The sequence below is a fragment of the Streptomyces lonarensis genome, assembly GCF_012033735.1.
In the GTDB taxonomy this organism is placed as follows: Bacteria; Actinomycetota; Actinomycetes; order Streptomycetales; family Streptomycetaceae; genus Streptomyces; species Streptomyces lonarensis.
This window is the reverse complement of sequence record NZ_JAAVJD010000076.1, coordinates 1-22027: the sequence shown is the minus strand read 5'-3', so window position 1 is coordinate 22027 and position 22027 is coordinate 1. Positions and strand designations below refer to the sequence as shown.

Below are 22027 nucleotides of genomic sequence, written 5' to 3'. Positions count from 1 at the left end.
GGCCGGCGGTTGCGGCGGCGCGCGCCCAGAGCGGGCACGGCGCGGCGGGTGTCCACGGCGGGGTAGTCGGGCAGCGCCGCCGCCAGGGCCGCCACCGTCGGCCGCTCGAACAGGGCGCGGACGGGTACGTCGACCCCGGCGGCGTCCCGCAGCCGTACGGCCACCCGGGTCGCCAGCAGCGAGTGGCCGCCCAGCTGGAAGAAGTCGTGCTCGGCGCCGACACCGTCCACGCCCAGGACCTCCTCCCACACCCGGGCGACGGCCCGCTCCGCGTCGTTCCGCGGCGGGGTCGCCCCGGCCGCGGCGGTCCAGACCGGCACCGGGGGCAGCGCCCGCCGGTCGACCTTGCCGTTGGGGGTCCGGGGCAGCTCCGGGACCACGACGAACGCCTCGGGCACCATGTAGTCCGGCAGGGTGCGCAGCAGCGCGGCGCGCAGCGTCGCCTCCGCCGGGGCGGAGCCCGCAGCCGGGACCAGGTAGGCGGCGAGCCGGTGGGTGCCGTCCCCCTGTTCCAGCGCCACCACCGTGGCCGCGTGGACCGCCGGTTCGGCGAGCAGCGCCGCCTCGATCTCGCCCGGCTCGATGCGGTGGCCGCGGATCTTGACCTGGTGATCGGCCCGCCCGAGCAGCGCCGGCGTTCCGTCCGGCCGCCGTCTCGCCAGGTCGCCGGTGCGGTACAGCCGGTCTCCGGGGCCGCCGAACGGGTCGGGTACGAACGCCGCCGCTGTCAGTTCCGGCCGACCGACGTAGCCCCAGCCGAGGCCGGTGCCGCCGATGTACACCTCCCCGGTGGCCCCCTCGGGCACCGGCTCCATCCGGTCGTCGAGCACGTGGACCACGGTGTTGTCCCGCGCCTGCCAGTCGGCCTGGCGGCCGAGGCGGTCGCGCCGCGCGGTCGTCGCCCACACCGTCGTCTCGGTCGGGCCGTACAGGTCCCACACCTGCGCCCCGTCGGCCGCCAGCCGGGCAGCGAGCTCCTCGTGGAGCGCCTCCCCGCCGCTGAGCACGGTCTGCGACGCAGCGGGCGTCCACCCGGTGTCCGCCAGCATCCGCAACGTCACCGGTGTGGCCTGCACGATGCCTCTGCCGCAGGACGCGATCAGCGCCGCCATCCGCTCCGGGTCACGGGCCTCCTCCCGGTCGGCCAGCGCGAGTCGAGCGCCGGTCAGCAGCGGCAGGCACAGCTCCAGCAGGGAGGGGTCGAACGAGACCGTGGTGATCCCCGCGACGGTGTCACCCGGGCCGCAGGGGAGCCGCCGCGCCATCGCCACCAGGAAGTGCGTCAGGGCGCGGTGCGGGATCAGCGCACCCTTGGGCCGCCCGGTGGAGCCGGAGGTGTAGAAGATGTGGGCCAGGTCGTCGGCGGTGGGCCCGCCCTCCGGCACCACGGGGTCGGCGCTCGCTGTCCGGGCGGCCTCGCCGGGTTCGTCCGGCAGCAGCACCACCGGGTTCCCCGGGTGTGCGGTGGCGCCACTCGCGGGACGGCGCGCCCCGTCGTCGGCGACCGCCTCGGGACCGGCCGTCGTGGTGGTGGTGCCCGAGATCCGGTGGACGAGCCCGCGTTCGGTGATCACTACGCGGACTCCGGAGTCCTCCCGGAGATGGCGGAGCCGCGCGTCGGGCAGCGCCGGATCGAGCGGCAGGTAGGCGCCACCGGCCCGGTGCACCGCCAGCAGCGTGGTCGGCACGGCCGGGCCGCGCTCCAGCAGCACCCCGACCGCGACGCCCGGCCCCACCCCCGACGCCCGCAGCCGGTTCGCCAACCGGGCAGAAGAGGCGTCGAGCTCGGCGTAGCTGATGTCATGCCCGGCGCAGGTCACCGCCACCGCGTCCGGCGTGGCGGCGGCCTGCTCCGCGAACAGCTCGGTCCACACCACGTCCCGCACCCCTCGCGCGGTGTCGTTGTGCAGGGCGAGCAGCCGGCGCCGCTCACCCCCCGGCAGGGGAGGCACCAGGGCCGCCCTGTCGGCGACGGCATCCTCCGGGTCCGCCACCAGCAGGGAGAGCAACTGCGCGAAGGCCGCGCCGATCTGTCGGGCCGTGTCGGCGGCGAACAGCGACGTCGCGTACTGGAGTCGGCCCGCCACCGTTCCGTCGGGCAGATTCAACAGGTCCAGCGCGACGTCGAACGGCCCGCCGCCCGCGGGAGTGGAGACCATCTCCACATCCAGACCGGGCAGCCGCTCCACCGGTTCTTCGAGGGTGATCAGCTGGAACGACACCTGCGCCAACGGATTGCGGGACGGGTCCCGAGGCGGGGCCACCTCCGTGACGACGCGCTCGAACGGGGTCCGGGCGCGCGAGAACGCCGCCAGCGCGTCGGCCCGGACCAGCCGCAGCAGCTCGGAGAAGGTACGGGCCTCCCCGAGATCCGTGCGAAGCACCAAGGTGTTCACGAAGAGGCCGATGACGTCCGCGAGTTCGGGCCTGTCGCGCCCGCTGACCGGGACACCGACCGCGATGTCCCGCTGCCCGGAGAGTCGGCCGAGCGTTGCCTGGAACGCGGCCAGCAGCACCATGAACCGCGTCGCCCGATGGGCCCGTGCCAGTGCGTCGACCGCCCCGACCAGGGGCGCGTCGAGGGTGAACCGGGCGATGTCCGCCCGGCCGTCCCACAGCGCGGGCCGCGGTAGGTCGGTCGGCAGCCGAAGCGGCTCCAGGCCGGTCAACCGGTCGCGCCAGTAGGCCAGATGGCGAGCCGCCCGAGGGCCGTCGAGCCGTTCCGTCTCCGCGCGGGCCACCTCCGCGTACTGCGTCGGCCGGGAGACGGGCTCGGCCGCCGCGCCTCCCGTCCGCTCCCGGTAACCCGACGCAAGCTCTGCGGAGAGGACCGACCACGAGGCGAAGTCGAAGGCGATGTGGTGCACGCTGACCACCACGAGGTGCTCGTTCTCGCGCAGCCGCGCGAGAACCACCCGGATCGGCGGCCCCTCCTCCAGCGGCAGCGGTGTCGCGAGCTCCTCGGACAGCAGGCGCTCCACCGCCCGGTCTGCGTCCTCGTCCCGCGGCTCCGGCCGCCGCACCGGAACGGTGACGCGTTCCGCGACGCGCGCGACGGGCTCGCCGTCGATGGCGGTGTACCGGGTGCGCAGCACCTCGTGCCGCGCCACCACGGCCTCCAGCGACCCCAGCAGCGCGGCTTCGTCCAGCTCCCCACGGACCCGCAGGGCGAGCGGCAGCAGGTCGCTGTGCCCGCCCGCCCCCAGCCGGTCCAGGAACCACAGTCGACGCTGCGCGAACGACATGGGTCGCTCCCGCTCGGTCGGGTCCGGCCGGTGTCCGGCGCTGTCGGCGGCGTGAGCCGTGCCGCTCGCCCGGTTGCTCGTCCCTGCGTGGGCCTCACCGCTGTCCACCAGTCACCTCCACGGAGCGGACCGGCCCGCGGCTGGCGGCGGGCTCAGAGCGAGTCTGCGGATTCGGCTGCACGGCCGTTAGAGAACTTCCGGCAGCCGCGGCGGTGGTGTGCGCTGCCCTTCACTCCCTTGCCTCGCTTCCGTGCCGGGGCGGGGCGGGGAGGGGGCGGTGGTCCTGGCTGGTGGGGCCGGGCGCCGCCTCCTCGGCGCGGCGCGCATCCCCGCCTCGAACTCCGAGTCGGGGACCTGCGCGGACCGGGCGTCGCCCCCGTCCGGGAGGAGGGAGGACAGCCGGCGAACAGGCCGGTGGCCAGGCTGCCGAGCAGCATCGGTCGATCGACCGCGCCCGTCGTCCCGCCCCGCCCCGCTCGCCCGCGCCCGGGCCGACGGGATCACCGTCCCCACCTCGTCACACTGGGTGTGTCCTGTGTCACGGTTGGCGTATCGTGTTGGACAAGAGGCGTTCGGTGCAGCACGGTTGAAAGGCTCAGACCAGAAGGCCAAAGCCGCCCACCGGCGATGGCCGAGGCGGCCCTCCCGGCCGCCCACCCTGCGGAGGTGGACGCGGCAGGTGTTGGACCAGGTGGTCTTCCGCACCGACGACTACCCGGTCGAGGACCGGGTCGAAGCCTGGCGTGACTGCATGTCACGCACGATGGCACCCATGCAGGTCACCCCCACCGGACCGCGCGAGCTCCGGGTCCTCCAACGGGTGGTGCCGCTGGGAGGTGCGACCGTCTGGCCGGCCGACACCACCTCCTGCACGTACAGCCGGTCACACAAGCAGATCCGGCAGGCCGACCCCGAACTGGTCCACCTGACACTGATGGCGCCCTCCTGCGGGCCTCTCGTCACCCGGCACGCCGGAGTCGACGCGACCCACGAACCCGGCGACCTCTACATGCTGGACTCGTCGCTGCCGATCGTCGTGACCTCACGACACCCTGGTGACGGCGTCGTGGGCGTCGGCGTGGAGGTGCCGCGCGCCGCGCTCCCCTCGCCCGGCCGGTCCGGGCTCGCGCCGCTGCTCGGCCGCCCGCTGTCGGGCCGCTCGGGGTTCGGGGCGCTCCTCGCCCACTTCCTCACCACGCTTGCCGTCGAGCCCTCGGCGTACCGTCATTCCGACGCACCCCGGCTCGCCACGTTGTTGACCGACCTGGTGTCCGGGCTGGTCGCCAACGAGCTCGACGCGCACGCCCACACCTCGCCGGAGACCCGGGACCGCAACCTCCGGCTCCAGGTGCAGGCCTACATCCAGCGGAACCTGCACGACCCCCGGTTGGGCCCCGCCACGGTCGCCGCGCACCACCACCTCTCGCTCCGGCAGCTCCACCGGCTGTTCGAGGGCGAGGAGCTGACCGTCTCCGGGCACATCCGTCACTCGCGCCTGGAGCGCGCCCGGCGGGCGCTGGCCAATGCCACCCCGGAAGCTGCCACGGTCGGCGCCGTCGCAGCACGCAGCGGGTTCAGCAGCGGCGCCCACTTCAGCCGGGCGTTCCGACACGCCTTCGGGAGCAGCCCGAGCGAGTACCGTCGGGCCGCCCAGGAACGGAGCACGCCGCCGGGTGGGCCGTCGGCCCACGGCGGGGACGGCGCTCCCGATCGGCTCCCGGCAGCCGGACCGATCGGTCCCAGCGACCCCCCGGTGGCTGCGAGCCGCTGACCCCGCCCCCGGCGGATGCCGCGTGGTCCCTCCTGCGCGGCTGCTGCAGCGCCGATGCCCCCGCGAGGCCGTCGATCACCAGGGTGGTGCCGCGGCTCGGCGCGCAGCGTCAACTGCTCGGCGCGCGTAGTCAACACAGCTCCACCGCGGTCCGGGAGACTGGCGGCAGGAACGAACGCCGCTGGTTCGACGCGGACAGGTCACCGGTAGTGGGGGGGCGTCTCCCGACGGGGGCGCGGTTGCCGTGACGTCCTGGTGGGTGGCCGCGGCGTTCGCTCCGGCGCCGGGCGCGGGGGATGACCTCTTTGCTGCCGGCGTGCCGCCCCGCAGATCAGAGGGAATGTGACCACACCGACAGCCCGGCCCCACCCATCGGCACGCGGGGATGTGCGGTGGCTTCCCCGGTGCGACCGCAGTTCGCCGTCGCGTGGCGCGGTCGACGGCTGCTGTTCCGGACGCCGCGGCCTCCGGCGCGCCGCGCGGCCCCACCGTGGCGCGCGCGGTGAGCGGCGCGCGTCCCGCCGCACGGCGGAAGGCCGGCGTCGGCCGCATCCCGGCGGCCTGCGGCGGTCCGGTGGCCCCCTGCCTCTCCCCGGGCCCAGCGGCCGCGTGCGGCCCGGGCGCGCGCACCGGTCCCATCCGTCGAGAAGGGGGCCGGCCTCCGTCACAGGCCGGCCGCGCCGGCGACCGCTGTCGGTCGGCTGTGCGATTCTGGCTGTGGAAGACAGGCGTCGGGCAGCTGGCGTGCCCGACGCGATGCCGCCGTCCCGCCGGTGCCCGGCCGTCACCCGTCGCCGTCCGACGGGCGACCCGCGCCCGTCCGGGGCGCGCCCTGGGGGGACACCATGGACCGCACGACATCAGCCACACCCGCACCACCGGACGAGGTCGCGCGGCGTGCGCGCCGCCTCGTCGAGGAGGGCGACCCCCGGGTCGCCGCGGTGGCGGAGCACCTGGCGCCCGAACTGCCCGCCTCCTTCTCTCCCGGCCAGCGCCACTACGCCGCGGCGGTCGCCGTCGCCGTCATCGACGGCGGGGGGCCCGGCGCGCAGCCGTCCGGCAGCCGCACACCGCCGCGACCGCGTGACCGCGCCACGGGGGACCGTCGCGAGCGCAGCCGTGCCGCCGACCGCATCGGGCTCGCCGTCACCGTCGTGCTCCTCACCCTCGTCCTGGCGGTCCTCGCTGCGGGTGTCGTCGGTCTCTGGCGCGTCGTGCTCTGAGACCGACAGCCGGTGGGAAACGGCAGGCGGCTCGGTCCGCGGTCGCGGTGTCGACGGGACGCCGTCCGCCGAACGCGGCAGGCGCCCGACGCGTGTGGCAAGGTGCGGCCACGGACGCTTTCCGCGCCCCGTTCTTCCTGCTCGCAAGGGATGTACGGTGTACAGCCGGGCCCGACGGGGCGGTGCCCCGCCCGTGCCGGCCGACCTGCTGCACGGCGAGTCGCCGGTCGACGGGGCAGCCCGGCCGGCGGCGTCGGTCCGGACAGCTGACCGGGAGGGACGAGGGTGAGAGTTCGGCTGCTGGGCCCCCTGGAGGTACGCGACGCGGACGGCACCACCGCCCGCGTCAGCGCTCCCATGCTCCGCGCGCTGCTGGTCGCCCTCGCCCTCCGACCGGGACAGGTCGTGCCGGCCTCCGAACTGCTGGGGCAGCTCTGGGGCGAGGAGCTGCCGCAGAGCGCCCGCACGACGCTGCGCAACTACGTCATGCGGTTGCGCAAGGCGCTGCCGGAAGGGTGGATCAGGACAGCCGCCGGCGGCTACCAGCTGGTGCTCGACGAGAGCGAGACCGACCTCGGCGTCTTCCGCGACCGGGTCCACCGCTCCCGCGCGCTCACGGCCACCGACCCGGACGCGGCGCTGGAACTGCTGGAGGGCGCCCTCGGTCTCTGGCGCGGCACCCCCATGGAGGACATCGGCGACTGCCCGTTGCGCGACTCGGAACAACCCGCGCTGGAGGAGATGCGCCTCACCGCCATGGAGGAGCGGTTCGACCTCAAGACGACCCTCGGCCGACACCGCGAGATCATCGACGAGCTGACCGCGGCCCTCCACCACCACTACCTCCGGGAACGACTCGCCCGGCAGCTCATGCTCGCCCTGCACCGCAGCGGCCGGACCCCGGACGCCCTCGTCGTCTACCGCACCGTCCGCGAACGCCTGATCGACGAGCTCGGCCTCGAACCCGGACTCGAACTGCGGCAGTTGGAGGAGTCGATCCTGCGGGACGACCCGGGGCTGCGGCTGCCCGCAGAGCCGCGCAGCGCCGCCCGCCCCGCACGCGGCCCCGTGATGCCCAACTTCCCCGCGCCGGTCGCCACCTTCGTCGCCCGCGGCCGTGAACTCGCCCTGGTCGACGGCATCCTCGCGCGCGCCCACGCCACCGCCGGCATCTGCCTCATCGACGGCCCCGGCGGGGTCGGGAAGTCCGCACTCGCCGTCCGCGCCGCCCGCGCCGCGGCTGAACGCTTCCCCGACGGCCTGCTCTACGTCGACCTCCGGGGCGCCGACCCCCACAACCCCGCCCTGACGCCGCTGGCTGCCCTCCGCCTGCTGGCCTCCGCCCTCTCGGTACCGGTCAAGAACGTCCCCACCGACCTCGAAGCCGCGACGGCGCTGTACCGCGAGCGGCTCCGGGAACGCCGCGTCCTCATCCTGCTGGACAACGCCCTCGACGCCCGCCAGGTGCGGCCGCTGCTCCCCGTCGAACCGGGAAGCGCCGCCCTCGTCACCAGCCGCGCCGTCCTCACCGGCCTCGCCGACGGGCACCACGTGCACCTCGGACGGCTCGACGACGACGAGGCCGTCGAACTGCTGCGCTCGGCCGTCGGCGGCGCCGGCTCCCACCCGGCCCCGCCCGAGTGGTACGCCCTCGCCCGGCTCTGCGGCCACCTCCCGCTGGCGCTGCGCATCGTCGCCACCCGCATGGCGGCCCGCCCCGGCTGGAGCCTCGGCGACTGGATCACCGTCCTCCGCGAGGAGCACGGCCGCATGGAGCAGCTGCGCGTCGCCGACCTCGACCTGCGCGCCAGCCTCATGGTCAGCATCGACCAACTCGCCCGGGGAGACGACCCGGTCGACCTGCTCGCGGCCGAGCTGTTTCCCCGGCTGGGAGTGGCGCCGCTGACGCGGTACACCCCCGGTCTCGTCGCCGCCGCCGCCGACTGCCCCGTGCGGGAGGCCGAGAAGGCGCTGGAACGCCTCGCCGACGCGCGGATCATCGACAGCCCCCGCCCCGGCGAGTACACCCTCCACGACCTGCTGCGGTCCGCCGCGGCCTGGCAGGCGGGGAAACTCGCCCCGGAGCAGCGGCGCGCCGTCCTCGGCAGGGTCGCGAGCTGGTTCGTCCGCCGCCTGAACACCCTGGTGCGGCACTATCCGGCCAGCCAGCACTTCCTCGCCCGCGCCGACAGCATCGCGGCACGCTTCCCGACCCAGACCGAGGCCTTCACCGGTGCCGAGCAGGCGATGCGCTGGGCGGACGACGTGGCGGAGGACGTCGTCCTGCTGGCCGACCTGCTCGCCGCGCCCGAGTACGACCAGGGCGAGGAGCTGGGCGGAGAGCCCCTGTCCCGCTTCGCGTACTACGCGGTGGCGACGCAGGAGACGTACTTCGGCCTCCGCCTCGCCTGGACCGAGCAGGAGCGGCTCTGCGACACGGTGCTCCGCGTCGCCCGGCGCCGTGGGGACGCGCGTGCGGAGGCGATAGCGCTCAGCCAGCTCGGCCGGTCCGCCGGACAGGTCCAGGACCTCGGGCGAGCCTCGGAACTGCTCGAACGCGCCGGTGAACTGCTGGAGCAACTCGGCGAGACCGAGCAGCTCCTGGCGACGATGAGCAACCGCATCGCCTGCCTCGCGATGGACGGCCGGCCCAGCGAGGCGAAGCGCGTCGGAGAGGCGGCGCGTGCGGAGGCGCAACGGCTGGGCTTCCGCGACACCGAGGTGACGATCTGCGCCAACCTCGCGTACCTCCGGCTCAAGACCGGCGACCCCGACGGAGCCCGCGAGCTGGCTCTGCACGCCCTCGGACTGGCCCGGCTGCCTTACAACCGCATCATGCTGAGCTGCCTGATCGCCGAGTACCACCTCGGGAGCGACCAGTTCGAAGAGGCGGCCCGCTGGGCGGAACGCGCCATGCGCCACACCGCCGGCCACCCCGTCGACCCCTACACGACCGCCCACGCGCGCAACCTGCTCGCCACCGCCCTGCGCCATCAGGGGCGCATCGCCGCGGCCGACGGCCACGACGACAAGGTCCGGGCCCAGATGGCGGCGCTCAACGCACGGGCGCCGCGCACGGTCACCTTCTACTACGCCGACAGCTCCACACCGGGCAGACGCGGCCTGCGCACCCTCATCGACGGAGCCGACGACCGCTGACCGGCCCGAGCCCGCAGGCACGGCGTCGCGCGCTGCGATACGGAACTGATACGCCCCCTTCTCTAGCCTGTCTCCACCCGGGCGCGCGCGGCCACCGTGTCGCCGCGCGCCGACAGTTCGACCGCGCAGGGGGAACGACGACGCGCGGGCAGCGGAGGGACGACCATGGTCGAAGAAGTGAAGCTGAGCCGGGACGAGGCCGCCCGGGTCGAGGGCATCATCCACACGGCCTTCGAGGACATGGAGACGGTCTCCCGGCAGATCGCGGCCGACTCCGGGCTGGCCGGGGAGGCGATCACCGGATCGGGCACGTCACGCGCCATGGAGAACCTGGAGGGCCTCGGGGGCATGGGCGCCGTCCTCGCCGAAGTCCTCTCCGGGCTGGGCGAGGACCTCAACCTGGTGATCGATGTCGGCTCGCAGACCGACGCCGACGCGGCCGCGGCGGTAGGCAGCGGCGCGCCGGACGGCGACATCGCCGCCGCATTCTGACCTGCCCGCCCGAGATCACCGAGGACACGACGATGAGTGACCAGATCGCCTTCAACAACACCTCCTTCGACGAGCTGCGGTCGCACGGAACCCGTCAGGTGGACGAGTGCACCCGCATCTGGAACGAGGTCCGCACCAACATCACGGCGTTGATCGAACAGGGGATGGTCGACGCTCAGATCGGAGCCGCGTTGGAAGCGCGCAACGAGGAGTTCCACGCCAAGGCCGAAACCTTCCGCAGCGACCATGCGAACGTGCACAGCTCGATGACCCGCGCCCAGGACATCGGTAACGAGGGCGGCGCCGGAATGGTGCGGGCGCTCCGGTAGCCACCATCGCTGTGGAAGAAGAGGGGAGGGACGATGGACGACGGTGAGGTGGTCCTGCCGCACGCCGCGTGCAGCGAGGCCCGGACACGTCTCGACAGCAGGCGCCAACTGGGTTCGGTGAAAGAGCAGTTCGCCCAGATCGCGTCCGCGGACGGGCTGTTCGGTGACGTCCCCGGAGGAGAGGCGGCCTCCGCCGCGTTGGAACGGGCGGCGCTGTCGATGCTGGAGCAGCTGCAGGTCGCCGGCGTCTGCGTGCACGAGATCGCCGAGAGCGCGGGGGCGGCGGCGGCCATCGCCACCGGGACGGACGAAGCCTGGACCGAGGTCCTCCGGATCGGCCCGCACGCAGGCTGGAGCGAGGAGGTGGCGGGCAGCGACGGCAGCCTCCTGGAGGAGGACAAGTTCGCCGATCCGCTGTTCGCCGACCCGATGACGGCCTTCGAGGACCAGCTGCGTACCGGCGGTCAATCGCCGGAGAACGTCAGTCTGCAGTAACAGGAGGGGGACGGGGGAGTGACCACCGACGAAGAGTTCCAGCAACGGATCAGCACCATCCGCAGCGCCCGGCACTACCAGATCGCCGCATCCTCGGGTGCGTGGCTGCTCCTCGCCCAGGCGGCGCTGGGTGAGAACACCGAGATGGGCGGCATCTCCGCCAATGTCTCGGCGGAGCACGGCGTCGGACTGCTGAGTCTGGCCGAGCGGATCGACGGCGCGTCCACCTGGCTGTCGGACGCGGGCAACGTCGCGCAGACCATCGCCGAGCAACTGGTCCGCGCCGGGAACAGCGCGGCCGAGGCGCTGTGGCGCGGGGAGGACGTACAGGGCCGGTACGACGAGGCCGCGGCGGACCTCAAGGAGCGCATGCAGCACGCCGACGGGATGGTGCTCGCAACGATCAGCGAGAACGGCATCAGCCGGAAGCAGGAGCTCATCGACGAGGCCCAGGGGATCGTCGACCGACTGTCGGCCGAGTTCGCCCTGGTGGTGGGCGGCGAGGCTCCCGCAGCGCCGGGTGGGGGCGGCGCTGCGGGAGGTGGCTCCCCGGGGGCCGGCGGCGTGGCCGGTGGGGGAGTCGGAGGGGCAGTCGGCCACGCCGGTGGCACCGCTGCGGGCGTCGCGGATTTCGCGGCGGGCAACGGCAGCGTGATCGGAACGGGGGAGTACCCGCACGGCCGGGTGCTCGGTCCGGAGCGCGGCGACTTCGCCGGCTGGGTCCAGAACCCGACGACCGGCTTCCTGACGGACCCGGCGACCGGGCGGGAGTTCGACTCGGTGGCCGGTCGCTGGATCGACCCGGTCACCGGGCGGCCGTTCGGCGAGGTCACCGAGTACGCCAGCCGGCTGTCCGGGCTCGGGGGCGGTCCCGGGGCGGTCGCGGGGATCAGCGGCGGTACGGCACTGGTGGGGGCGGGGGCCGCCGGCGGTCTCGCCGGGCTGTACGGCGGGACCGTGCCGCCCAGCGTGGCGCAGGCCGGCCCGATGCGGGGGCAGATGACCGGTCAGGCGATGCGCAACCTGGCGCATCGCGCGGGCGTCGCCGGCCGCTTCGCGGCGGCCGAGGCCGCCCAGGGCGGTCGGCCCTTCACCGCCCCGCCCTCCCACAGCCCCGGCGGGCGGGCGACGGGACGGCCCGCTGGTGCCGTGGCCGGACGGGCTGCTGCGTCGCCGAACGGCAGGGCCGGGACCGTCGGCCAGCGGAGCCCGCTGGGCCACCGGGGCGGCGCGCCGCTGGCCGCGGGGGCGAGGGGGCTCGCGCCGCCCCCGGCGAGCACGACTCCGGCCCGCTCGGCCGCCCGCGACACGAAGCCGACCCCCGGAACGCCCCGGAGCCGCGCCGCCGGCCGGGTGCCCGGCGACCGACTGGGCGCCCCACCACCGCAGAACACCACGCGACCGAACGAAGAGCGACGCGCCGACCAGAAGCCCACCGACCTCACTGAACGCCGTTCCGTGTGGGAGTCCGACCGCCGCGCGTCCGGCGGGGTGCTGGGTGAGTAGGCGACGCCACAAGACCCGAGGAGACCGATGAACGACGGATTGAGCGTGAACCCCGACGGCCTCGAATCGGCCGGACGGGTCAGTCACGACACCGCCGAAGCCGCAGAGGAGGCCCGCCGCGCGGTCAGCCGGGTCAACGCCTCGGCCACGAGCTACGGCGGCGCGACGGAGTTCGTGGGTGCACTCAACGCAGCCCGCGACGTTCATGCACGAGGTGCCGAGGTGGCGGCTGAGGGCCGCAACGCCATGGGCAGCGGTGACCAGGGTGCCGCAGCGTTCTCCCGTGACCTCGATGCCCAAGCGGCCGCTGCCGTGCGGGGCTCCGGCCCGGATCAGACAGTCGCCGAAGCGTTCTGATCACGTGGTGCCGCGCCCAGCAGGCACCGCGCCCTCCGAGATCCACCACAGGCCACCGCCCACGGTCGGTCGCAAGCAGCAGGAGCCAGCGTGACGCAGGGCGTCCACTTCGACAACGAGGACATCAAGGCCGCCGCCGCGGAGGACCCGTGGGCCAAGCGCGACGACTTCGTCGACGAGGTCGACGTGGAGGACATCTCGGAAGCAGCGCTCTCCTACGCGCTGGCGGCAGAGGAAGCGGGGAGTGCAGAAGAACTTGCCGAGCTCGCTACCGCCGAGCACCAGGGCGCCGGCGAGTTCAATCAGGAGGACCTCGCAGACGCTGAGGGAAGGCTGTCAGACACCCGCGGCAACCTCGCGACTCCAGAACTGGAGACGACCGTGGACATCCTCGGCAAGACCGTGACGCTGGCCGAGGACACGGTCCAAGAGGTGGACGACGAGATCTATGCGCATGGGAATCTCAATACCAAGGTTGCCGACCATCGTCAGGCCGCCGTGGACGAACTGAACCACTGGTTCTCCGCGCTCCGAAGCGGCGTAGACGAGTACAACGCCATGGCTGTTCCCGAGCCGGTAGTGGTCGCACGGCCTGCGGGCTCCAGCGCGGCGAACCTCCCCCTCAGGCAGCTGGCCGACGAGGGTCCGGAGGGTGTCTTCAAGCTGCCTGACCACATCATTGAGACCATCCGGCAGCATCATCTGGAGGCAGCCGTCGAGGACGCCGAAGCGGCTGCCGAATCGATCGACGGGCATATCGAGGACTACCGTTCCAAGCTCACCACCTATGGTGCCGAACTGACTGAGAGCGGCTATAACATGGGTGACAGTCCGCTGGGGATCTGGCATACCCCGGAGATGGCCGAGCACCACGCGAACTCTCTCGCTGAGGCAGTGGAAGTACTGGAGGAGAGCCCGGGTGACGAGGATGCCTTGGAGCGGCTGGAGTCCGTCTCGACGTATCTAGATGCCATCAGTGCCGACTTGTTCGATGAAAACGCAAATCCCGTCGGTGAGATGTCCAGCGAAGAGTCCGCCTATCTGAGGGAGTTCTATTCAGGGCTTTCTGCCGAAGACCTTGCGCGTTTGGGTAACCTTGAGGTGGTAGAAAGCCTCGAGGAGCGATTTGGTGCCGTCACAGTCAGGTTCTCCAACGGTGTCAACGTTATGGCGAACCCCGCTGTGGGAGGAATCGACCCCGGTGGTGCCGGGCTGCCAGAGTCCATCGCCACCTTCATCTTTGGCTACGAAGGTGAACTCAATGAGATCGAGGACCTGGAGCGGTTCAACGGGTTCGGTGCCCTTATGGGGAACGCGACGGTGGCGCCACACAGCGACTTTGCCGAGCTTCAAGCGGATGCGGCGCTCTCTGTCCAGCGCCGAGTCGAGGAGCTCAACAACGACCGGGTGTTTCTGCACAAGGACGGTCACTTCACCGGACCTGCGTGGGTGAATACCGGAAGCAGTGGCCTTCTGGACTCCGTGTCGCTCAATCCTGAAGTTTCTCTCGCTCTGATGCGAAACTCCGATGACAAAGAGACTTTGCTTTCTGGGCCCTGGGGTGACAGTACGGGGGCAGGGGCCGTCATGCTCGCTGCTGGACAGCAGGACAGTGACATAGCGCGTGAAGTGATCGACTACTACGCCGGCGACCTGTCACGACTCGACGGCGATTGGGGTTCCTCCCTGCTCGGCGAAAGCGTCGCCGATTCACTCCGGCACCCCACGGACCTGCGCGGTTTCCAGGAGGCATTCTCCGAGCTCGCTCTTCAGGAGCTTGATTCGATGTACGCGCTCGGTGGTGGGACGCCGTGGGGTAACCGGGACGAAATCTTCACCGGTGTAGCCCTTCTCGATTCTGACCTGAATCTCGCATTCAAAGAGGGAGTCAATGAGAAGCAGCGTGAAATAGCTGCCGACTTCTTTGGTGGTGAGCCGAAGGGGCGGGTGACCAACACGTTCGAGTCGATCCATAATCTCTCTCAAGCGTTGAGTGAGGGTGAACGCGCGACGATCACTCATTTCGAAGACCACAAGAAAAAGCAGGAAGAATTGGTGCACAAATTCTTCACTACTGCCCTTGGTGCGGGAGGTAGATTCATTGATGGGGATACGGCGACCAATATCTATGCGACGGCGTCGGATGCGGTTAAAGCGGCTTACGAGGTGCCGAGTTCAGATAAGGAGTCCGCGCTTGAGCAGCATGCCCTCACCTTGCAGTTCGCGCAGGAGGAGGTCGCGCGGCACGCTGTTATTGCGGGGGCGTACGACGCCTACATTTCCGGCGGCCTGTCTGATGAACGGCGAGCGAACTTTGAGCAAAATTACGCCGAGCTTCATGGGGGAGGCATTCCCGGTGATCCTGCGCTCCCCAATCCTCGCTCTCTTATCGACTACTACGAGAATGAGAGCTCTATCCCCCTCTCCATTGATGAACTGAACGAGTGGCAGGATCTTCTCGAGCTCGAAGATTACACGGAGCAAGCTGACTGGCTTCGTTTCGAGAAGTAGAATGCGCTTCGATTCAATTAGAGTGAGAGTTAGAAAAGCATGACCCCCACCACCGTGTTCCGTCGGCCGCCGCGGGCGGTGCAGCCTTCCGTGCCGCAGGAGGACCTCGTCCTCAAGGCGCCGCCGGAGTTGCCCGAGCCGGAGGACGGCAACATCTGGATGGTCGCGCTGCCGGCCGTCTCCGGACTGGGTTCCGTGCTGTACATGCTCACCATGGGCCGCGGTGCGATGGGCTACGTCATCGGCGCGATGTTCCTCGTCTCCTGCCTGGCGATGGTCATCGGCACCGTCATCCGCCAGAAGGGCAACGCCAAGTCGAAGATCCGCCACGAGCGCCGCCAGTTCCTGCGGTACCTGGAACGGACCCGTGTCGACGTGCGGGAGACGGCCCGTCTCCAGCGCACCGCGCTGGAGTGGAACGCGCCCGCGGCTCCCGCGCTGTGGTGCGTCGCGGCGGGCCCCCGCCTGTGGGAACGTCGCGCCGCCGACCCCGACTTCGGGGTCGTCCGCGTCGGCAGTGGCCCCCGCTACCTGGCGACCCCGCTCGTCCCCGGCGAGTCCGCGCCCGCCGAGGACCTCGACCCGCTCTCCTCCGTCGCGCTCAAGCGGTTCATCGACACCCACTCCGTCGTACCGGCGCTTCCGGTGCAGTTGGCGCTCCGACGCTTCGCCGCCGTCACGATCACCTCACCGCACGACCCCGACGCCGCCCGTGCCGCCTTCCGGGCGATCGTCGCCCACGCCGTCACCTTCCACTCGCCGACCAACCTCCGCCTGGTGATCTGCGCCCGCGACCCCGAGGACGAGGCGTGGTCCTGGGCGAAGTGGCTGCCGCACGCGCACCACCCCGACGAGAGCGACCACGTCGGACCGGTCCGGATGATGCACTCCCACCTCTCCGTCCTGGAGGAGCGGCTGGGCGCCGAGCTCTCCCGCCGCACCCGCTTCAACCGCAACGCCGACCCCGACCCCGAGCTGCCGCACCTGCTGGTCGTCCTCGACGACGGCCTCGCCCTCGGCACCGAGGCCGTGCTGGACCCGGGCGGCCTGCACGGCGTCACGGTGCTGGACGTCGCAGGCGCCGCGCCGGCGCTGACCGCCGGCCACGGCGTGCACCTCGACATCGCCGAGGACGGCACCTTCGCCGTGCTCGCCGGCGACTCCCGCGACGAGCTCGGCGCCGCCGACCGGCTCTCGGTCCCCGAGGCCGCCGCACTCGCCGACCAGCTCGCCCCCTTCCGCCCCGAGGTCTCCTCCTCCGGTGGCGACGTGGAGGACCTGGCCACCGCCGACAACACGCTGCCCTCGCTGCTCAACGTTCCCGACCCCGGGCGCCTGGACCTCGACACCCTCTGGCGGTCACGTCCGATGCGGGACCGCCTGCGCGTCCCCATCGGGGTCTCGGCCGACGGCGGGTTGCTGGAGCTGGACATCAAGGAGTCCGCGCAGAACGGCATGGGCCCGCACGGCCTGCTGGTCGGCGCCACCGGTTCCGGCAAGTCCGAGCTGCTGCGCACCCTTGTCCTCGGCATGGCCGCCACCCACTCCTCCGACCAGCTCAACCTCGTCCTGGTCGACTTCAAGGGCGGCGCCACCTTCGCCGGCATGGCCGAACTGCCGCACGTGGCGGCGGTCATCACCAACCTGGAGGACAACCTCACCCTCGTCGACCGCATGAAGGAGGCCATCTCCGGTGAGATGAACCGCCGCCAGGAGGTGCTGCGGGACGCCGGAAACCTCGTCTCCATCCGCGACTACGATCGCGCCCGCCAACGCGGTGCCGACCTCTCCCCGCTCCCCAGCCTCTTCATCGTCGTCGACGAGTTCTCCGAACTGCTCTCCCAGAAGCCGGACTTCGCCGACCTCTTCGTACAGATCGGCCGGCTCGGGCGCTCCCTCGGCCTGCACCTGCTGCTCGCCTCGCAGCGGCTGGACGAGGGCAGGCTGCGCGGCCTGGAGGCTCACCTCTCCTACCGCATCGGCCTGCGGACCTTCTCCGAACAGGAGAGCCGCTCCGCGATCGGCGTCCCCGACGCCCACCACCTCCCGAGCGCCCCCGGGCACGGCTACCTGAAGACCGACACCGGTTCCCTCAAGCGCTTCCGCGCCGCCTACGTCTCCGGCCCCTACCGGGCGGACGAGGAGGCGGCCGGCGGGCTCGGACTGGGCGGGGCGCTCGCGGTCCGGCCGTTCCCGGTACGCCATGTGCCGGTCCCCGCCGAACTGCGGGAGCCGGAGGCCGCGCCGACCCGCGCCGCCGACGAGTTCGGCGAGTCCGAGGAGCTGGGCACCACGGTGCTGGGCGTCATGGTGGAGCAGATGGTCGGCCAGGGCGTCCAGGCCCACCAGGTGTGGATGCCGCCGCTGGAGGCCCCGGACTCGCTCGACACCCTCTTCGGTGACCTGGCCGTCCGCGAGGGCCGGGGTTTCGGCGCCTCCCCGGACCGGCCCGCTCTCACCGCCGTGCTGGGGCTGGTGGACCGCCCGTTCCACCAGCGGCGCGACCCGATGCAGCTGGACCTCTCCGGCGCGGGCGGTCACACCGCGATCGTCGGTGGCCCCCACAGCGGCAAGTCGACCGCGGTGCGGACCATGATCACCTCGCTCGCGATGCGACACACCCCGCGCGAGGTCCAGTTCTACTGCCTGGATTTCTCCGGCACGCTGTTCCCCCTCGCGGGACTGCCGCACGTCGGCGGCGTCGCCGGCCGTACCGACGCGGAGAGCGTGCACCGCACCGTCTCCGAGGTGCTGGAGATCATGGAGAACCGCGAGTCGCGCTTCCGCGAGCTCGGCATCGACTCGATGGCCACCTACCGCGCCGCTCGCGCCCGGGGCGAGCACGGCGACGACCCGTACGGCGACATCTTCCTGGTCGTCGACGGCTGGCAGGTGCTGCGGCAGAGCTTCGAGACCATCGAGGCCAACCTCATGGGCCTCGCCGGGCGGATGCTGACCTACGGCGTCCACCTCGTCGTGACCGGCAACCGCTGGATGGACCTGCGGATGGCGCTGCGCGACGTGATGGGGACCAAGGTCGAGCTGAAGCTCGGCGACGCGCTGGACTCCGAGGTCGACCGCAAACTGCAGCGCACCATCCCGGCGGGCCGCCCCGGTCGCGGCATCACCCACGACAAGGCCCACTTCCTGACCGCCGTGCCGCGCGCCGACGGCCGCTGCACCTCGGACGCGCTCGCCGACGGCGTCGCCGACCTGGTCCGCCGGGTGACCGATGCCTGGCCCGGCGCGCCGGCCCCCGCGGTCCGGATGCTGCCCGCCCGCTACGACCTCTCCTCGGTGAGCCGTGCGGACCAGGGGGACGGCGTCGTCGTCGCGCTGGAGGGCAACCGCCTCGAACCCGTGGTCTTCGCCCCCGGCGGGGACACCGGCCTCCTCCTCATCGGCGACACCGAGACCGGCAAAACCTCGCTGCTGCGCTCCGTGGCGCGCCAGGTCGTCGACCGCTGGAGTCCCGAGGAGGCGAAGCTCATCATCCTGGACCACCGGATGACGATGCTCCGCGAGTTCGAGGGACCGCACCTGCTCGGCTACTCCACCACCCACGAACGGTCCATGGAGGTGGTCGGCGGCATCGCGCAGGGGCTGAAGAAGCGGCTGCCCGGCTCGGACGTCACCCCCGAGCAGCTGCGCGACCGCTCCTGGTGGACCGGGCCGGAGATCTTCCTCCTGGTCGACGACTACGACCTGGTCGCCACCTCGGCCGGCAACCCGCTCCGCACGCTCGTCGAGTACCTGCCGCAGGCGAGGGGGATGGGGCTGCACATCTACATCACCCGGCAGGCCGGGGGTGCCTCCCGCGCCGTCAGTGACCCGGTCCTCAGCCGGATGAAGGAGCTCAACTACCCCGCCGCGCTGCTGAGCATCCCCCGGGACGAAACCCCGATCTGGGGCGTGCGGCCGGCGAAGCGGGCTCGTGGCCGCGCTCTGCTGATGCACCGCCGACTCGGCAACCGCTCGGCGCAGCTCGTGCACCAGCCGTCCCCGCTGGCGGACGGCTGACCCGGTAGCTGCTGCCCGCCGCCCGACACCCCGCCGCCCGACACCCCGCCGTCCCCCCCGCTGTCCCCCCGCCGTCCCCCAGCCGTTCGCCACCGCAGACCGCAGACCGCAGACCGCAGACCGCAGACCGCAGACCGCAGACCGCAGACCGGGCCCGTGCCCCGGCCGCCCGTTGCCGCCCCTCCGGTGGTGCACCCGACCCACAAGGACTCCCGATGACCGCCCCACCCAGCAACGCCCCCTCCCTGCCGGCGCAGCAAACCGGCCCCGCCGCTGTCGGCGGTGCCGCCGAGTTCGTGCGCATCGGGGTCGCGGGCGGCGCGGGACGTGCGGACCTCGCGGTCCCGGCGGCGCTCCCGTTGGCGCGGCTGATGCCCTCGCTGCTCCGGCACGCCGGCGAGGAGCCGGGCGCCGACGGCGGTGTGCGCCACGGCGGTTGGGTGCTCTGCCGGATCGACGGCTCGCGGCTGGACCCGGCACGTTCGCTGGGCGCGCAGCAGGTGGCCGAGGGTGATCTGCTGTTCGTGCGCCACGGAGACGACGACACCACCGAGCCGCTCTACGACGACGTGGTCGAGGTCATCACGGAGCACGGCACGGCCGGCGCCTGGACCACCCGTGCCGCCCGCGTCGTCGCCGCCGTGCTCTCGGCTCTTGCCGTCCTCACCGCCTGTGGTGCGCTGGCGGCCGCCCCGGGGCTGGTCGCCGGTGCGCTCGGGCTGGGCGTCGCCGCGGCGGCGTTGGGTGTCGCGGTCCTGCTCTCCCGGGGGTTCGGGGACACCGTCGCCGGGACCTGCGCCGCCGTGCTCGCCGCGCCACCCGCGACGACCGGAGCGGTGCTGCTGCTCGGCGGGGGCGTCGGCGCGGCGCACCTGCTGCTCGCCGCCGCGGTCCTGGCGATGGTCGGGGCGCTCGGGTTCGTCGCCGTCGGCGGCGGGGACGGTGTCTTCACGGCGCTGGTGGTCGCCGGGCTGTTGTCCTGCGTCGGCGCGCTGGTCTCCACCGTCTGGGGCGTGGCGCCGGAACGGTCCGCGGCGGTGGCCGCACCGCTGGCCCTCGCGCTGACGACGACGTTGCCCGCCCTCGCGCTGCGGCTGGCGCGCACTCCGGCGCCGCAGGTCGCGGGGGACGCCGACGACCTGGAGCGGCTGCCCAGTCAGTTGGAGCACGCCGCGCTGCGGGCGCGCATCGAGCAGGCGCGACTGCTGCTGGTGGGGATGGTCGCGGGCTGCCACCTGGTGATCGGTGCGGGGATTCTCGTGCTCTTCGCCTCCGGAACGCTGTGGGCCTCCGTCTGCGGCGGGGTGCTGCTGGTGCTGGTCCTGCTGCGCTCCCGGCTGTTCAAGGACGCGGCCCAGGCCCTGATCCCGCTGGTCACCGCGCTGGTGGCGGTGGCGGGCGCGGGGGTCTTCCTGGTGTCGGCGTTGGCGGGCCGGGCCCCGGCGCTGCTCGGGGTGACCCTGCCGGTGGCGTTGGTCGTCGCGCTGATCGCCGGGGCGGTCGGTCTCCTCTCCGGCCGCCGCGCCCCCAACCCTCGGGCACTGCGGGCGCTGGACCTGCTGGAGGCGGCCGTCCTGCTGTCGGTGGTGCCGCTGGTTCTCGCCGTGTGGGGCGTCTACGGCGCCCTGCTGAACCTGACGGCGTGAGCCCGGTGACAGCCGCCGTGCCGCCCACCGCCCACCCCACCGCGCCCCGCCCGGCGCGTCCCGGGTACCCGGCCCGTGCCCGCCGGGGCGCGGCCGCCGCGCTCCTCGCCGCCGCCCTTACCGCCGTGACGCTGCCCGTCCCGGGCGCCGCGGCCCCCGCCCACGCGCAGAGCTGCCGGACCCAGGTCAGCGGCGAGGAACTGCCGGACTCCGCCGGCCCGTACCCGCTGATCGACCTGCTCGGACTGCGCCACGCCTGGGACCTGTCCACCGGCGACGGCGTCACCGTCGCGGTGGTCGACTCGGGCGTGGACGCCCGCCACCCGGACCTCGCCGGCGCCGTCACCGGCGGCAGCCGGTTCGAGGTCACCCGTGACGCCGAGGAGTTCACCCGCACCACACCGGCCGCCGACGAGGACTGCGAGGGCCACGGCACCGGCATCGCCGGCCTGGTGGCGGCCCGCCGGGCCGAGGGCGACCGCATGACCGGGGTCGCGCCCGCCGCCCGGGTCCACCCGATCCGGTCGGTGGACGGCGTGGACCGCGCCACCCACAACACCGTCGCCGCGATGATCGACGACGCCGTGGGCGCCGGCGTGGAGGTCCTCAACCTCTCGCTCGCCGTCGTCGAGGACCACGCCCCGATCCGGGAGGCCGTCGCGCGGGCCGTGGCCGCCGACATCGTCGTCGTGGCCGCTGCCGGCAACGAGGGCAACAGCGGGCCGAGCGGCGGTCGGGTCTACCCCGCCGCCTACCCGGACGTGCTCGCCGTCGGCGCGGTCGACGCCGCCGGCCGGCCGCTCGACGCCTCCAACCGCGGCCCCTGGGTGGACCTCGCCGCCTACGGCGGGCCGCTGCCCCTGGTCGCGCCCGGTGGTTCCGGCTACCGGACCGACAGCGGCACCTCTTTCGCGGCCGCGCAGGTCTCCGGCGCCGCCGCGCTGGTCCGCGCCCGGTACCCCGACCTGACGGCGGCGGAGACCGCGGAGCGGCTGGTCGCCTCGGCGGCGCCCGTCGGCGGCACCCGCAACGACCGCACCGGCGCGGGCATCGTCGACCCGTTCGGCGCGTTGACCCACCTCACCCACGCCGGTGCCGACGGCCCGCAGGAGGCGGAGGCCGGTATCGCCGTGCAGCCGCTGCCGGCCCGGCCGCCGCTGCTCACCCGCACCGAGACACTGGCCGTCGCGTCCGGAGGGGCGCTGCTGCTGACGCTGCTGCTCGGCCTGATCGCCGCGCCCGCCGTGCGCCGGGCGGCGTCCCGCCGCTGGCG

At 73.0% G+C, this 22027-nt stretch carries 13 protein-coding genes; 12 read left to right on the top strand and 1 reads right to left on the bottom strand.

What is annotated here, in order from left to right; genetic code table 11:
- The coding region (locus tag HCN56_RS12185) for a non-ribosomal peptide synthetase (protein WP_167970290.1) at positions 1-3245 on the bottom strand (3245 nt) is incomplete at its 3' end.
- A gap of 679 nt (positions 3246-3924) precedes the next feature.
- On the opposite strand from HCN56_RS12185, the gene HCN56_RS12180 reads away from it, so the two are divergent.
- The 12 genes from HCN56_RS12180 to HCN56_RS12125 all read left to right on the top strand — a co-directional run.
- The gene (locus HCN56_RS12180) at positions 3925-5016 is read left to right on the top strand and encodes a helix-turn-helix domain-containing protein (protein ID WP_167970288.1); all 1092 of its coding nucleotides are present in this window, start codon (positions 3925-3927) and stop codon (positions 5014-5016) included.
- Positions 5017-5861: 845 nt separating this feature from the next.
- Entirely contained in the window at positions 5862-6239 is a 378-nt protein-coding gene (locus tag HCN56_RS12175; protein WP_167970286.1) for a hypothetical protein, read from the top strand.
- Between the two features lie 285 nt (positions 6240-6524).
- Positions 6525-9398 (top strand): AfsR/SARP family transcriptional regulator, encoded by a 2874-nt coding sequence (locus HCN56_RS12170; RefSeq protein ID WP_167970284.1) that lies wholly within the window; start codon positions 6525-6527, stop codon positions 9396-9398.
- Between the two features lie 165 nt (positions 9399-9563).
- On the top strand, positions 9564-9890 hold the full coding sequence (locus HCN56_RS12165; protein WP_167970282.1) for a hypothetical protein: 327 nt from the start codon (positions 9564-9566) through the stop codon (positions 9888-9890).
- A 32-nt stretch (positions 9891-9922) separates the two neighbouring features.
- On the top strand, positions 9923-10219 hold the full coding sequence (locus HCN56_RS12160; RefSeq protein ID WP_167970280.1) for a hypothetical protein: 297 nt from the start codon (positions 9923-9925) through the stop codon (positions 10217-10219).
- 33 nt (positions 10220-10252) lie between these two features.
- A complete protein-coding gene (locus HCN56_RS12155; protein ID WP_167970278.1) occupies positions 10253-10714 on the top strand; it encodes a hypothetical protein in 462 nt (153 codons plus the stop codon).
- Between the two features lie 18 nt (positions 10715-10732).
- Positions 10733-12220, top strand: a complete 1488-nt coding sequence (locus HCN56_RS12150) for a hypothetical protein (protein WP_167970276.1) — start codon at positions 10733-10735, stop codon at positions 12218-12220.
- A gap of 27 nt (positions 12221-12247) precedes the next feature.
- Entirely contained in the window at positions 12248-12577 is a 330-nt protein-coding gene (locus HCN56_RS12145) for a hypothetical protein (protein WP_167970274.1), read from the top strand.
- A gap of 90 nt (positions 12578-12667) precedes the next feature.
- The gene (locus HCN56_RS12140; protein WP_167970272.1) at positions 12668-15088 is read left to right on the top strand and encodes a hypothetical protein; all 2421 of its coding nucleotides are present in this window, start codon (positions 12668-12670) and stop codon (positions 15086-15088) included.
- Positions 15089-15127: 39 nt separating this feature from the next.
- The gene (eccCa, locus tag HCN56_RS12135) at positions 15128-19108 is read left to right on the top strand and encodes a type VII secretion protein EccCa (RefSeq protein ID WP_167970270.1); all 3981 of its coding nucleotides are present in this window, start codon (positions 15128-15130) and stop codon (positions 19106-19108) included.
- Between the two features lie 215 nt (positions 19109-19323).
- Complete coding sequence (eccD, locus tag HCN56_RS12130; RefSeq protein WP_167970268.1) at positions 19324-20754, top strand: type VII secretion integral membrane protein EccD; 1431 nt, start codon at positions 19324-19326, stop codon at positions 20752-20754.
- A partial coding sequence (locus HCN56_RS12125; RefSeq protein ID WP_167970266.1) for a S8 family serine peptidase occupies positions 20751-22027 on the top strand: 1277 nt, incomplete at its 3' end. The genes eccD and HCN56_RS12125, both read left to right, overlap by 4 nt.